Source organism: Micromonospora sp. CA-248260, assembly GCF_050942205.1.
GTDB lineage: Bacteria > Actinomycetota > Actinomycetes > Mycobacteriales > Micromonosporaceae > Micromonospora > Micromonospora antibiotica.
Genome location: NZ_CP192021.1, coordinates 5,177,422 through 5,191,312, shown reverse-complemented (window position 1 = coordinate 5,191,312; position 13,891 = coordinate 5,177,422). Strand labels below are relative to the sequence as shown.

The following is a 13,891-nucleotide window of genomic DNA, read 5'->3' as shown; positions in this document are numbered from 1 at the left end:
CATATCCTGGGGCTTATCCGGGCTTCACCTGACGTTCCAGGAGGATGAGCAGATCATGCGTATCGGCGTGCTCACCGGCGGCGGCGACTGCCCAGGTCTCAACGCGGTCATTCGAGCGGTGGTCCGTAAGGGCGTCGCTACTTACGGTCACGAGTTCGTGGGTTTCCGGGACGGGTGGAAGGGTCCGCTGGAGGGCCTGTCCAAGCCGCTCGGCATTCCTGAGGTGCGGGGCATCCTCCCGCGCGGCGGCACCATCCTCGGTTCGTCCCGCACCAACCCGTTCAAGATCGAGAACGGCGTGGAGCGGATCAAGGAGAACCTCGCCGGGCAGGGCGTGGACGCGCTGATCGCGATCGGCGGCGAGGACACCCTGGGCGTCGCCACCAAGCTGCACGAGCTGGGCGTCAACGTGGTCGGCGTACCGAAGACGATCGACAACGACCTGGGCGCCACCGACTACACCTTCGGCTTCGACACCGCCGTCAACATCGCCATGGAGGCGATCGACCGGCTGCACACCACCGCGGAGAGCCACCACCGCACCCTCGTCGTCGAGGTGATGGGCCGGCACGCCGGCTGGATCGCCCTGCACGCCGGCCTCGCCGGCGGCGCCAACGTGATCCTGCTGCCGGAGCGCAAGTTCGACGTCGACCAGGTCGCCGGCTACGTCGAGAAGCGCTTCCAGCACCAGTACGCCCCGATCGTCGTGGTCGCCGAGGGCGCCCAGCCGCTGGACGGCCAGATGGTCCTGCACAACCAGGAGCTGGACGCCTTCGGGCACGTCCGGCTGGGTGGCATCGGCCAGTGGCTGGCCGAGCAGCTGGAGGCCAAGACCGGCAAGGAGGCCCGCACCGTCGTGCTCGGGCACATCCAGCGCGGCGGCACCCCGACCGCGTTCGACCGGGTGCTCGCCACCCGGCTCGGCCTCCAGGCCATCGACGCCGCGCACGAGGGTGACTGGGGCAAGATGGTCGCGATGCAGAGCACGGACATCGTCCGGGTGCCGCTGGCCGAGGCCACCCGCGAGCTGAAGACCGTCCCGGTCGAGCGCTACGACGAGGCCGAGGTCTTCTTCGGCAGCTGATCGCAGCCCATCCCCTTCCCCTCCGCAGCGCCGGAGGGGAAGGGGCACGGGACCGGACGAGCGGGACGGAAGGGTGACATGGGGTCGGCGAGACACACCGTCGCGGTGATCGGGGCGGGAAAGATCGGCGAGCTGGTGCTCTCCGGGCTGTTGCGGTCCGGCTGGCCGGCGCAGCGCCTGCTGGCGACCGCCCGCCGACCCGTCCGGGCCGAGGAACTGGCCACCCGGTACGGCGTACGGGTGGTCGACAACCTGACCGCCGTGACCGAGGCGGCGGTGCTGGCGATCGCCGTGAAACCCCAGGACGCAGGGGTCCTGCTGGACGAGATCGGCCCCAAGGTGCCGGCCGACAAGCTGGTCGTCTCGCTCTGCGCCGGGCTGCCCACCAGCTTCTTCAGCCGCCGGCTGCCCGAGGGCACCCCGGTGGTCCGGGTGATGACCAACACCCCGGCCCTGGTCGACCAGGCGATGAGCGCCATCTCGGCCGGCGCCCACGCCACCGGCGAACACCTGGCCCTGGCCGAGGAGATGTTCGCCCCGCTCGGGGCGACCCTGCGGGTGCCCGAGTCGCAGCAGGACGCGGTCACCGCCCTCTCCGGCTCCGGCCCGGCCTACTTCTACCTGCTGGTCGAAGCCATGATCGACGCCGGCATCCTGCTCGGCCTGCCCCGGCAGGTGGCGCACGAGCTGATCGTGCAGACCGCGATCGGTTCGGCCGTGATGCTGCGCGACTCCGGCGAACACCCGGTCAAGCTCCGCGAGGCGGTCACCTCGCCGGCCGGCACCACCATCTCCGCCGTCCGCGAGCTGGAGAAACACGGGGTACGCGCGGCGCTGCTGGCGGCGCTGGAAGCCGCCCGCGACCGCGCCCGCGAACTCGCCGCCCAGGCCGACTGACCCGGGCTCGCCGTGTCAGGGGCGGGGGCCGACGGCATTCCGGATCTCGGTCCGCCACCCGAACGGGTCGTCGTCGACGTGGCGCAGGTGCGCCGCCTCGTCGCCACCCAGTTTCCGCACTGGGCCGAACTGCCGGTCGAACCGGTCGCCAACGGCGGCTGGGACAACTGGACCTTCCACCTCGGCTCCGGCATGTCGGCACGCCTGCCGAGCGCATCCGAGTACGCCGAGGCGGTCGACGGGTCGGTTCGGACGCCTCCGGGCCGACTGAAGCCGGCGGACGGGTCGGTGCGGATCACCCGGGTGCCCCATACTGGCCCCGTGTTCACTCTCGCCCAGGCGCGGTACCTGGTCGCCACCCTGCACCCCCGCATCGACGAGCTGATCGGCATCCGGGCCGACCTGGCCGAGCTGCGGGCCGACCTGGCCGGCCCGGGGATGTCGGCGCTGGGCGGCCGGGCCGAGGTCAAGGCCCTGGAGGCCCGGCTGCACGGCGTGCTGGAGGAGCTGAACTCGCACGACATCCAGGTCAAGGGGATCGCCCCGGTGCTGCTCGACTTCCCCGGCGAACACGAGGGCCGGGCGGTGCTCTGGTGCTGGCTGGAGGGTGACCCCGACGTCCGCTGGTTCCACCGCGTCGAGTGCGGCTTCGCCGGCCGCCGCCCCATCCGCTAACCCCCCACCCCCACCCTCCGCCCCTCCCCACCCCCGCGCCCCACCCCTCCGCGTCGATCATGGAGTTGTGGTGGGTTGCAAAAGGGGTGTATCACCGCGAAATCGGCACCAGAACTCCAAGATCGCGCGCGACACCCGGGGCAGGTCAGCTCGGCGGGTGGCCGGGTGAGTCAGTCGGCGGCGGAGCGGGGGAGGGGATCGGCCGGTGCGTCGGCGACGGCGAAGACCACCACGTTGTCCCGGTAGTGGCCGACCCGTCTGTCGAAGTCGCCGCCGCAGGTGATCAGCCGCAGCTCCGGGCCGGGCGTCGGGCCGTACACGGTGGCGGTGGGGAAGGCGTCCTTCGGGGTGCGCAGCGCGCCGGTGACCCGGAACGGCACCCGTCGTCCGCCCCGCCACACCTCGATCCGGTCGCCGGGGCGCAGTTCGCCGAGGCGGGCGAAGACGGCCGGGCCGCGCCGCGAGTCGAGGTGCCCGGCGATCACCGCCGGTCCCGGGTCGCCCGGCGCGGGGCCGCCGCCGTACCAGCCGGCCCGGGTGAAGTCCGCCGGGGGGACCAGGATGCCGGCCCGGTCCAGCCCGAGGGCGGTGAGTGGGGAGTCGACGCCGATCCGCGCCACGCGTACCCGGGTGGGCGGTGTCGGGGTGGCGCGGGGGTGCCGGCGCTGGTGGCGCAACCGGCCGCGCAGCCGGGCTGCCAGGCGCCGGCCGGGTCGGCCGGGCGGGCGGAGTCGCTGGTCAGGCGCGTGTCGGTGGCCAGGCCGACGCCGGTGCCGGCGGCCAGACAGAGCACCGCCCCGGCCGCGACCAGGGCGGCGGCCGGCGTCCGGCGGGCGCGGTGCCGGCGGATCGCGAAGCCGGGCCCGGTCACCAGACCGGTCGCCGCCGTCGCCGCGCCAGCACCGTCGCCCCCACCACCACGGCCCCCGCGAGCACCCCGCCGGCCACCATCGGGTACGCCCCGGGCCCGTCCCCGGCCAGCCCTCCCGCTCCCGCCGGCACGCCACCGGCCGGGGCGACCCCGCCGCCCCGGGCGTCCTCGCGCAGCTCGGTGGTGAGTCCGCCCCGCTTGCCGTCGAGCACCAGCAGCGAGTAGACCCGCCCACCGGTGAGGGTCACCTCGGCGTCGGTGCTCGGGCCGCTGCCGCCGCCGAGGCGCAGCCGCCAACGACCCGGCTCGACCTGCCGGTAGTTGGTGGTGGTGGCGAACCGGACGGCGTCGGCGATGGTCGGCCCGTCGTCGGCCGTCACGTCGACCACCGGGGCGCGCACGGAGGCGTGGACGACCCGTACCTTCGCCTGGCCGGGGGCCGGGGCGGTGAGGTCGTCGGCGAGCACCCGCAGGCCCAGGTCGGCGTAACGGCCCACCCCGGCCACCGTGTACGCCTCGCCCGCGCCGAGGTCCACCTCGGTGGTGAGCACCGGGGGTTCGCTGGCCGGGGTGCCGGCCTGCCGCATCGCCACCGCGTACCGGCCGACGGCCAGGGGCAGGTAACGGGAGACGACGCCGTAGCCGACGGCGGGGAAGACCTGCGGCGCCGCCGCGCCCGGGGCGGAGAGGTAGACGTCCACGGCCGGGGTGTCGGGGGAGAGGTGGGCGAGCCGGACGTAGCCGACGTCGCCGGCCGCCGCCCCGGCGGGCGTGATGCCGATGGTGGCCAGCGCGGTGCCGAGCAGGAGCGTGCCGGCGGCGGCGAGCAGCCGACGCGGAACGGTGGGGAGCTGGGGCATCTCGCCTCCGAGGTGGTGTCGGTCCCGACCCCCAGCGTCCCGTGAGTGGGACCCGATGGCAAGTTGGCCGGACGTCGTGTTCCGGCACTTTCCGGTCGGCGCGGTTCCGGGCCGGTTCCGTCGTTTCCGGTCGGGCGGTCCCGGGTCGGCGCGGTTCGGGTCGGCGGTCCGCCCGGGGCATCCGGTACCGTCCGTTCGTGATCAACGTTCGACGGGCCGTGGTCGCCGACGCTGGTGAGATCGTTCGCCTGCGTGGGGTGATGCTGGCCGACATCGACCAGTTGGACCCGGCGCCGGGGCCCTGGCAGCAGGCGTCCCGGGAGGTGCTGCACCGACGGCTGGCCGAGCCGGCCGACCTGATGGCGGTCTTCGTCGTCGACGACCCGGCCCGGCCCGGCGTCCTGGCGGCCTGCGCGACCGGGACCATCGAGCAGCGTCTCGGCGGCCCCGGCAACCCCGACGGCCTGACCGGGTACGTCTTCAACGTGGCCACCGAGCCGGTGCACCGTCGGCGCGGCTACGCCCGGGCCTGCCTGGAGGCGTTGCTGGACTGGTACCGGCAGCGCGGGGTCGGCAAGGTCGACCTGCGGGCTTCGACCGACGGCGAGCCGCTCTACCGGTCGCTGGGCTTCGTCCCCACTCCCGGGCCCACGCTGCGGCTGAGCCTGCCGGTCGAACACCGGAGGAACTGACGGATGTTCGCACTACCGCTGACCGGGGACGCCGAGCTGCGTCCGCTCGCACCGTGGCAGGCCGAGGAGTTCCTGGCCCACCTGGACCGGGCCCGGGCACACATCGCCCCGTGGGTGGGTACGTCCTTCGTGGCCACCGACCTGGAGGCGGCCCGCCGGGTGCTGCGTCGGTCGGCCGACAAGTGGGCCGACGACGCCGGGGGCATCTGGGGGATCTGGCTCGACGGCGTCCTGGTCGGCGGGGTGCTGTTCGTGTCGTTCAGCACGGCGACGGGGGTGGCGGAGGCGGGCTGCTGGCTGGAGCCGGCCGCCGAGGGTCGGGGCCTGGTGACCCGGGCGGCGACCCGGATCGTGGACTGGGCGATCCGGGAACGCGGCATCCACCGGGTCGAGTGGCGGACCAGCGTCGGCAACGTCCGCAGCATCGCGGTGGCCCGGCGGCTCGGCATGCGGCACGAGGGCACCCTGCGTCAGGTCGCTCGGGGGCCGGCGGGCCGGGTGGACATGGAGGTGTGGGCGGTGCTGGCCGACGAGTGGCAGGCTCCTCGCTGACACGGGGGGCCGCCCGCCGGCCGCACCGGCCGGGACGGGCCTCGCGGCTGCCGTCCCGGCCGGCGCGGTGGTGGTACCGGTCAGACGTCGGCGTAGCGGCGGGCGGCGGCCAGGGCGTCGCGCAGCCGCTGCGCGTCGGTCGGCAGGCCCGGCTGTTCGTAGCCGGCCGCCGGGTCGGCGGTGTAGAAGACGCCGTACGCGGCGGTGTCCCGCTGGAACCGCCAGCCCTCGGCGAGCGGCCCCACGTCGACGGTGTCGTACCCGACGGAGTCGATGAACGCGGTGACCTCGGCCTTGGCCGCGGCGTCGTCCCCGGCGACCGGCAGCGAGGTACGGTCGGTGGCCCCCGCCGGGCGGGCCAGCGCGAGCAGGTGCTTGAAGTAGATGTTGTTGAAGGCCTTGACCACCTGCGACTCCGGCAGGTGCCGCTGGAGCAGCTCGCTGGTGGTGGTCGACTCGTCGTCCAGCTCCGGGAAGCTGTCGTCGCGCTCCGGGTAGTAGTTGTTGGTGTCGATGACGGTCTTGCCGGCGAGCGGCGCGGCCGGCACCTCCCGGTAGGCGCGCAGCGGGATGGTGACCACCACCAGGTCGCCCGCTGCCGCCGCCTCGGCCGGGGTGGCCGCCCGGGCCCGTATGCCCAACTCGTCGACCAGGTCCTTGAGCGTCTCCGGGCCGCGTGAGTTGCTGAGCACCACGTCATGTCCGGCGGTGACCGCCAGCCGGGCCAGGGTGCTGCCGATGTTGCCGCTGCCGATGAGTCCCACAGTTGTCATGCCGGTGACCAACCGGCCGGCGTGGGTGGGTATTCCCGACCTGACCGATGGGTTGTGCGCCGGATGTCGACCGTCCACGTCGGCCCGGCCGGGCCGTCTGTCCGACGGCGACGTCACGTGCGGATGAACCCCTAGTAACCCCTGTTGCCCATCGATAATCTTCCGTAAACATATGATTGAGTGATATCTATCTCCCACCACCACTTCCTAACCCCCAGGAGTGCGACGTGCGGAGATCCCGACTCGTGACCCTCGCCGTGAGTCTCGCGGCGTCCATCGGCGTGACCCTCGGCGCGGCGGTGCCCGTCCAGGCCGCCCCCACCGACCGGTACGTGGCCCTCGGCGACTCGTACGCCTCCGGTGTCGGCGCCGGCAGCTACACCTCCGAGAGCGGCTCCTGTCAGCGCAGCACCAACGCGTACCCGGCGCTGTACAACACCAACATCAAGCCGGCCTCGTACAAGTCGGTGGCCTGCTCCGGCGCGACCACCACCGACGTGGTCAACAACCAGCTCTCCGCGCTGACCTCGACCACCACCCTGGTCAGCGTCACCATCGGTGGCAACGACGTCGGGTTCACCACGATCATGTCGACCTGCGTGCTCCAGGGGGAGACCCAGTGCGTCGCGGCCGTGCAGGCCGCCGAGAACAAGGCCCGCGCGGAACTGCCCGCCAAGCTCGCCACCGTCTACAACGGGATCAGGTCGCGTGCGCCGTCGGCCCGGGTGGTGGTCGTCGGCTACCCGGTCTTCTACCAGCTCGGCACGGTCTGCGTGGGGCTCAGCGCGAACTCCCGCGCGAAGATCAACGAAGGCATCAACCTGATCGACGACATCACCCGCACCGCCGCCACCTCGGCCGGCTTCACGTTCGCCGACGTACGGTCCATCTTCGTCGGTCACCAGCTGTGCAGCTACGGCGAGAAGTGGCTGCACGCGTTGAACTTCGCCAACCTCGGCGTCTCGTACCACCCGACGGCGGCCGGGCAGTCCGGCGGCTACTACCCGGTCTTCCGCTCCGCCGCCGGTTGACCTGAACCGCGTCCCGCCGGCTCCACCGTGACCGCGTCGCCCCGCCCGGGTCGGCGCGGTCACGGCCGTCGGGTGGGTCTGCGGCATCCTGTCCGGCCGGGTCGGGTCCGCAGGTGTCCCTGTTCCGGCCGGCTTCCGGGGTGCGGGTCGGCCGGCTTGCGGGCGTGGGTGGGTTGGCTTGCGGGCGTGGTCGGGCCGTCCGGTCGAGTGCCGGGCGTCTGCCCTCCTGCCGATGCCGTCGCGGACGCTTTCGAGCTGATGACGTTGACGACTCGCTGCCCGGCCCGGCTCCGGCGGCCCCCGTCCGGCCGCTCGGCGTCTGGACGGGGGCTGGACGGGTGTCGTCGACGCAGACCGCGCCCGCAGCGCGTGCTGGTCCACCCCGGCCGGGGTGGGTCGTCGGGACCGGTGGAAATCACGTGGCGTGTCCCCACCGGGGTCCGGACGGCGCTGCTCGGCGTAGGTCGGGGTTCGCGGTCGACTCGGCCCGGCTTCCTACGCGGGGGAGTGGGGTGTCGTCCTGTCCGGGCGGGGTGACTCGTTGGTGTCGTCAGCTCGAAAGGGCGCGAGGAGACCCTTGTGGGGGCGGGGCGGTCCGCGTCGTGGGCGGCGCCCGGCGGGTAGGGGTGAGCCGGCCGACGGGGGCTCGGCCGGCGGTCGGCCCGAACCGTCCGGGTCGGACCGGTGGGCGGCCCCGGAACGGGACCGACCCGGACGGTGCGACCCGGACGCAGGGGCGAGCCTTTAGGCGGGGAGAACCTTCTCGATGGCGGCGCGTAGCTCGGCCGAGTCCGGCGTGACGGTCGGCGCGAACCGGGCGGCGACGGTGCCGTCCGGGGCGACCAGGAACTTCTCGAAGTTCCACCGGACGTCGCCGTCGTGCCCCTCGGCGTCGGGAGTGTCGACCAGCGCCGCGTAGAGGGGGTGCCGGGCCGGGCCGTTGACGTCGACCTTCTCGGTCAGCGGAAAGGTGACGCGATAGTTGACCTGGCAGAATTCGCCGATCTCGGCGGCCGTGCCGGGTTCCTGCCCGGCGAACTGGTTGCACGGTACGCCGAGCACCACCAGGCCCCGGTCGGCGTACTCGGTGGCCAGCGCCTGGAGGGCGGCGTACTGCGGGGTGAGGCCGCAGCGGGAGGCCACGTTCACCACCAGCAGTGCCCGGCCCCGGTAGCCGGCCAGGTCGGCCGGGCCACCGGCCAGGGCGTCGATCTCGATGTCGAAGACGGTCATGTGGCGAGGTTAGCGCCCGGGCCGCCGCCCGCTTCGCTGCTCGTCCCGCCGCCCGCTTCGCTGCTCGTCCCGCCGGCGGGTCCGCTGCTCGTCCCGTCGCCCCGGGCCGGTGACGAATCGACGGATGCGCATCTTGACGAAGTGATGACGGTGTGAGTAGCGTCTCCCCATCGATTTGGAAAGTTTCCTAACTGTTTGAGGAGGCGCCTCATGAAGAGATCGCTCCGCCGCGCCCTCTGGGCCGGCGCCGTCATGGCGCTGACCGTGGCGGCGGTACCGGTGACCTCGGCGTTCGGCGCCGGAAGCGTCACCGCGACATTCGCCTCGGCCCAGGACTGGGGGACCGGCCACGAAGGGCGGGTCACCGTGGCCAACGGCTCCAGCGCCAGCGTCAGCACCTGGCGCATCGAGTTCGACCTGCCGTCCGGCACCACCATCAGCAGCTTCTGGGACGCCGACGTCACCAGCAGCGGCAACCACTACGTGGCGGTGAAGAAGAGCTGGGCCGGGCCGCTCGCCCCGGGGGCCAGCTTCAGCTGGGGCTACAACGGCACCGGGCCGTACAAGGCGCCGCTGAACTGCACGATCAACGGCGCGTCGTGCGGCGGCGGCACCCCGCCCACCACGAAGCCGCCGACGACCCCGCCGCCCACCACGGCCCCGCCCACCACCGCCCCGCCGACGACCCCGCCCCCGACGACCCCGCCACCCACGACCACCCCGCCCAGCGGGGACAAGAAGGTCGTCGGCTACTTCGCCGAGTGGGGCGTCTACGGCCGCAACTACCACGTCAAGAACATCGCCACCAGCGGCTCCGCCGCCAAACTCACCCACATCCTGTACGCCTTCGGCAACACCACCGGCGGCCGGTGCACGATCGGGGACAGCTACGCCGACTACGACAAGGCGTACACCGCGGCCGACAGCGTGGACGGCGTCGCCGACACCTGGGACCAGCCGCTGCGCGGCAGCTTCAACCAGCTGCGCAAGCTCAAGAAGATGTACCCGCACCTCAAGGTGATCTGGTCCTTCGGCGGCTGGACCTGGTCGGGTGGCTTCACCCAGGCCGCGCAGAACCCGGCCGCGTTCGCCGACAGCTGCTACAACCTGGTCGAGGACCCGCGCTGGGCGGACGTCTTCGACGGCATCGACGTCGACTGGGAGTACCCCAACGCCTGCGGTCTGAGCTGTGACAGCAGCGGCCCGAACGCGTTCAAGAACGTGATCTCCGCGCTGCGGGCCAAGTTCGGCTCGTCGGCCCTGGTCACGGCCGCGATCACGGCCGACGGCAGCAACGGCGGCAAGATCGACGCCACCGACTACGCCGGTGCGGTGGGCAACCTCAACTGGCTGATGCCGATGACGTACGACTACTTCGGCGCGTTCAACGCCCAGGGTCCCACCGCCCCGCACTCGCCGCTCACCTCGTACACCGGGATCCCGCAGCAGGGCTTCAACTCCGACGCGGCGATCCAGAAGCTCAAGTCCAAGGGCGTACCGGCCAACAAGCTCCTGCTCGGCGTCGGCTTCTACGGTCGGGGCTGGACCGGGGTGACCCAGGCCGCCCCGGGCGGCACCGCCACCGGCGCGGCCCCCGGCACCTACGAGGCGGGCATCGAGGACTACAAGGTGCTGAAGAACACCTGCCCGGCCACCGGCACCATCGCCGGCACCGCGTACGCCAAGTGCGGCAGCAACTGGTGGAGCTACGACACCCCGGCCACCATCGGCGGCAAGATGACCTACGCGAAGAACCAGGGCCTCGGCGGCGCGTTCTTCTGGGAGCTCTCCGGCGACACGAGCAACGGTGAGCTGATCGGCGCCATCAAGGGCGGCCTCGGCTGAGCCGAGCGCCCGACGCGCCACCCGCGCGGGGAGGGACCGGCCACCGGTCCCTCCCCGCCCGGCTGCGGCCGGGGCCCGTCCGACGCCCGTCCGGGTCGGCCCGTGCCGGGTAGGGTGGTCAGCTTCCGGCGTCGGGCGGTCCCGTCGGACGAAACGCCGGCCGGCTCGGGCGGCGCGGCCGTGACGGGTTGCCACCGCACGGGTGCGGTGTGGCAGACTCGCCGCTCGGCATCCGGTCGACAACCGCCCCAGGGGCCGGTCGACATCCGCACCCGGGGAGGACGCATGGGCCGCAGGTTCCGCACCGTCGGCGTCGTACCGCTGGCCCTGCTGCCGTTCGCCCTGCTCGGCTGCGGTCTCGGGGGGGACGACGAGGCCGACGGCGGGCCCACCAGGGTGCCCGTCCAGGAGGCGTCCGCCAAGGCCCGCGAGCGGGTGCAGGCGTACCTCGACGCGATGGCGGCCAAGGACCCGGCCGCCGGCCGCAACCAGCTCTGCGCGACGATGCAGGCGGGCTTCGACGCCGCCGCGACCGGGCCGAACGGTGACTTCGCCGACCACTTCACGGTGCCCGCCGCGAGGATCACCGACATCCGGGCCGGCTCCCGGGGCCAGGAGGTCAGCACCACCGTGACCGTGTCGGTGGGGTCGAAGAAGACCACCCGGCCGCTGCTGTTCACCGTCACCCGCGACGGCGCGGACTGGTGCATCGCGGGCGAGGAGCCCGGCGGGCACACCCCGGCACCGTCGGTCACCCCCTGACTCCCACCTTCCGGAACCCCGCCCCTCGGGGGCGCGGCGTCCGGACCGTCGCCGTACGCTTTCTCCCATGCGCCATGAGTGGCATCAGCTGAGCTACCCCGCCGTGAGCAGCCCCGGGCTGCAGACCAGCCGCCCCACCGTCGACTCGGCCGAGGACGCCGCGCTCGGCCTCGACCGGTGGCGCGAACTGCCCCGTCAGCAGACCCCGCCGTGGTCCGACCCGGCCCAGGTCGCCGAGGTGTGCAAGGTGCTCGACACCGTGCCGTCGGTGGTCGCCCCCTACGAGGTCGACCAGCTGCGGCGCAAGCTCGCCCTGGTCTGCGAGGGCAAGGCGTTCCTGCTCCAGGGCGGTGACTGCGCCGAGACCTTCGCCGACAACACCGAGAGCCACCTGCTGGCCAACGCCCGCACCCTGCTCCAGATGGCGATCGTGCTCACCTACGGCGCGTCCCTGCCGGTGGTGAAGGTGGCCCGGGTCGCCGGCCAGTACACCAAGCCCCGGTCGCTGCCGACCGACGCCCGGGGCCTGCCCGCCTACCGCGGCGACATGATCAACGCGCTGGAGGCCGATCCGGCCGCCCGGGTCGCCGACCCGCAGCGCATGATCCGGGCGTACGCGAACTCGGCCGCCGCGATGAACATGCTGCGCGCCTACCTGGCCGGCGGACTGGCCGACCTGCACGCGGTGCACGACTGGAACAAGGGCTTCGTGAAGAACTCCCCGGCGGGGGAGCGCTACGAGGCGATCGCCCGGGAGATCGACCGGGCCATCGCGTTCATCCGGGCCTGCGGGATGACCGAGGACGACGCGCTGCGTACCGTCACCCTCTACTGCTCCCACGAGGCGCTGGCCCTGGAGTACGACCGGGCGCTCACCCGGGTCTCCGACCGCCGGGCGTACGGGCTGTCCGGGCACTTCCTGTGGGTCGGCGAGCGGACCCGGCAGCTCGACGGCGCGCACATCGACTACATCTCCCGCATCGCCAACCCGATCGGGGTGAAGCTCGGCCCGACGACCACCCCGGACGAGGCGATCGAGCTGTGCGAGAAGCTCAACCCGGAGAACATCCCGGGCCGGCTCACCCTGATCAGCCGGATGGGCAACCACAAGGTCCGCGACGCGCTGCCGCCGATCGTCGCCAAGGTCACCGCCGCCGGGGCGAAGGTGGTGTGGCAGTGCGACCCGATGCACGGCAACACCCACGAGTCGTCGAACGGCTACAAGACCCGGCACTTCGACCGGATCGTCGACGAGGTGCTCGGCTACTTCGAGGTGCACCGGGGGCTGGACACCCACCCCGGCGGCATCCACGTCGAGCTGACCGGTGAGGACGTCACCGAGTGCCTCGGCGGCGCCCAGGGCATCGAGGACCTCGACCTGCCCGGCCGGTACGAGACCGCCTGCGATCCCCGGCTTAACACCCAGCAGTCGCTGGAGCTGGCCTTCCTGGTCGCGGAGATGCTCCGTGGCTGACCATCCGGCCGACCTCGCCGGTGACCCGACGGGCGGGCCGGGCCCGGCGCGTTCCGGCCGCCCCGGCGACCCGGGCCCGCTGGTGGACCTGCGCTCCGACACGGTGACCCGGCCCACCGCCGGAATGCGCGAAGCGATGGCCGCCGCCGAGGTCGGCGACGACGTCTACGCCGAGGACCCGACGGTCAACGCGTTGGAGGCCGAGGTCGCCGCGCTCTTCGGGCACGAGGCGGCGCTCTACGCCCCGACCGGCTCGATGGCCAACCAGATCGCCCTGCAACTGGTCGTCGCACCGGGTGACGAACTGCTCTGCGACGCCGACGCGCACGTGGTCACGTACGAGGTCGGCGCGGCGGCGGCGTACGGTGCGATCTCCACCCGGACCTGGCCGGCCGTCGGCGCGGACCTCGACCCGGGCATGGTGGCGGCGATGATCCGGCCGGACGGCTACTTCGCGGTGCCGACCCGGGCGATCGCCGTGGAGCAGACCCACAACCGGGGTGGTGGTGGGGTGATCCCGCTGGCGACCCTGCGGGAGCTGCGCCGGGTCGCCGACACCGCCGGTCTCGCCCTGCACTGCGACGGCGCCCGGATCTGGCACGCGCACGTCGCCGACGGGGTGCCGCTGCACGAGTACGGCGCACTCTTCGACACCCTGTCGGTCTGCCTGTCCAAGGGCCTCGGCGCACCGGTCGGCTCGCTGGTCGTGGGCAGCGCCGAGCGGATCGACCGGGCCCGGTTCCTGCGCAAGCGGATGGGGGGCGGGATGCGGCAGGTCGGGGTGCTCGCCGCCGCCGGCCGGTACGCCCTGGCCCACCATCTCGACCGGCTCGCCGACGACCACGCCCGCGCCGCCCGGCTCGCCGAGGCGCTCGCCCCGTGCGGGGTGCTCGCCGGTCCGGTACGCACCAACATCGTCCCGTTGGACCTGACCGGGCACCGGCTCGACGCGCGGGCCCTGGCCGCCGCCGCCCGCGCCGAGGGGGTGCTGCTGTCGGTGCTCGGCCCCCGTACCGCCCGCCTGGTCACCCACCTCGACCTCGACGACGCCGCCATCGACCACGCCACCAAGATCCTCCCCCACCTCCTAACCCCCTGACCTCCCACCGGCGCTGCCCGCACCCTTCCACCCTCCGCACCCT

The 13,891-nt window shown here is 73.2% G+C and carries 14 protein-coding genes; 10 read left to right on the top strand and 4 right to left on the bottom strand.

The genetic code is table 11. The annotated features are described in order from the left end of the window. The first annotated feature begins 55 nt into the window (after positions 1-55). The 3 genes from ACQP2H_RS22185 (at position 56) to ACQP2H_RS22175 (ending at position 2,656) form a co-directional block, all read left to right on the top strand. A complete protein-coding gene (locus tag ACQP2H_RS22185; RefSeq protein WP_219464001.1) occupies positions 56-1,084 on the top strand; it encodes a 6-phosphofructokinase in 1,029 nt (342 codons plus the stop codon). A gap of 78 nt (positions 1,085-1,162) precedes the next feature. Continuing rightward, complete coding sequence (gene proC / locus ACQP2H_RS22180) at positions 1,163-1,981, top strand: pyrroline-5-carboxylate reductase (RefSeq protein ID WP_219464000.1); 819 nt, start codon at positions 1,163-1,165, stop codon at positions 1,979-1,981. A gap of 12 nt (positions 1,982-1,993) precedes the next feature. Beyond that, positions 1,994-2,656 (top strand): DUF2203 family protein, encoded by a 663-nt coding sequence (locus ACQP2H_RS22175; RefSeq protein ID WP_433228709.1) that lies wholly within the window; start codon positions 1,994-1,996, stop codon positions 2,654-2,656. Between the two features lie 170 nt (positions 2,657-2,826). Here ACQP2H_RS22175 and ACQP2H_RS22170 read toward each other — a convergent pair whose 3' ends face one another. Both ACQP2H_RS22170 and ACQP2H_RS22165 read right to left on the bottom strand, forming a co-directional pair. Continuing rightward, positions 2,827-3,276: a sortase domain-containing protein gene (locus ACQP2H_RS22170; protein WP_433228707.1), complete on the bottom strand. Its 450-nt coding sequence runs from the start codon at positions 3,274-3,276 to the stop codon at positions 2,827-2,829. Between the two features lie 247 nt (positions 3,277-3,523). Beyond that, the gene (locus ACQP2H_RS22165; RefSeq protein ID WP_433228705.1) at positions 3,524-4,387 is read right to left on the bottom strand and encodes a DUF4397 domain-containing protein; all 864 of its coding nucleotides are present in this window, start codon (positions 4,385-4,387) and stop codon (positions 3,524-3,526) included. Between the two features lie 197 nt (positions 4,388-4,584). Between ACQP2H_RS22165 and ACQP2H_RS22160 the strand changes: the two genes are divergently transcribed. Together ACQP2H_RS22160 and ACQP2H_RS22155 are read left to right on the top strand one after the other, a co-directional pair. After that, positions 4,585-5,079 (top strand): GNAT family N-acetyltransferase, encoded by a 495-nt coding sequence (locus tag ACQP2H_RS22160; protein ID WP_433228703.1) that lies wholly within the window; start codon positions 4,585-4,587, stop codon positions 5,077-5,079. 3 nt (positions 5,080-5,082) lie between these two features. Then, positions 5,083-5,631, top strand: a complete 549-nt coding sequence (locus ACQP2H_RS22155) for a GNAT family N-acetyltransferase (protein WP_219463997.1) — start codon at positions 5,083-5,085, stop codon at positions 5,629-5,631. Positions 5,632-5,711: 80 nt separating this feature from the next. Here the strand turns inward: ACQP2H_RS22155 and ACQP2H_RS22150 are convergent, their stop codons facing one another. After that, positions 5,712-6,404: an NADPH-dependent F420 reductase gene (locus ACQP2H_RS22150; protein ID WP_219463996.1), complete on the bottom strand. Its 693-nt coding sequence runs from the start codon at positions 6,402-6,404 to the stop codon at positions 5,712-5,714. Between the two features lie 227 nt (positions 6,405-6,631). Here ACQP2H_RS22150 and ACQP2H_RS22145 point away from each other — a divergent pair, with 227 nt between their 5' ends. Beyond that, positions 6,632-7,435: an SGNH/GDSL hydrolase family protein gene (locus ACQP2H_RS22145; RefSeq protein WP_219463995.1), complete on the top strand. Its 804-nt coding sequence runs from the start codon at positions 6,632-6,634 to the stop codon at positions 7,433-7,435. A 744-nt stretch (positions 7,436-8,179) separates the two neighbouring features. Here the strand turns inward: ACQP2H_RS22145 and ACQP2H_RS22140 are convergent. Further along, positions 8,180-8,668: a glutathione peroxidase gene (locus tag ACQP2H_RS22140; protein ID WP_357535334.1), complete on the bottom strand. Its 489-nt coding sequence runs from the start codon at positions 8,666-8,668 to the stop codon at positions 8,180-8,182. Positions 8,669-8,878: 210 nt separating this feature from the next. Here ACQP2H_RS22140 and ACQP2H_RS22135 point away from each other — a divergent pair, with 210 nt between their 5' ends. The 4 genes from ACQP2H_RS22135 to ACQP2H_RS22120 all read left to right on the top strand — a co-directional run bounded on the left by ACQP2H_RS22135 (position 8,879) and on the right by ACQP2H_RS22120 (position 13,848). Next, complete coding sequence (locus ACQP2H_RS22135; protein WP_357535332.1) at positions 8,879-10,513, top strand: glycosyl hydrolase family 18 protein; 1,635 nt, start codon at positions 8,879-8,881, stop codon at positions 10,511-10,513. A 285-nt stretch (positions 10,514-10,798) separates the two neighbouring features. Then, positions 10,799-11,275 (top strand): hypothetical protein, encoded by a 477-nt coding sequence (locus ACQP2H_RS22130; protein WP_219463993.1) that lies wholly within the window; start codon positions 10,799-10,801, stop codon positions 11,273-11,275. A gap of 67 nt (positions 11,276-11,342) precedes the next feature. Further along, on the top strand, positions 11,343-12,749 hold the full coding sequence (locus ACQP2H_RS22125; protein ID WP_208568678.1) for a class II 3-deoxy-7-phosphoheptulonate synthase: 1,407 nt from the start codon (positions 11,343-11,345) through the stop codon (positions 12,747-12,749). Positions 12,750-12,873: 124 nt separating this feature from the next. Beyond that, positions 12,874-13,848, top strand: a complete 975-nt coding sequence (locus tag ACQP2H_RS22120; protein WP_433233627.1) for a threonine aldolase family protein — start codon at positions 12,874-12,876, stop codon at positions 13,846-13,848. Positions 13,849-13,891 lie beyond the last annotated feature (43 nt).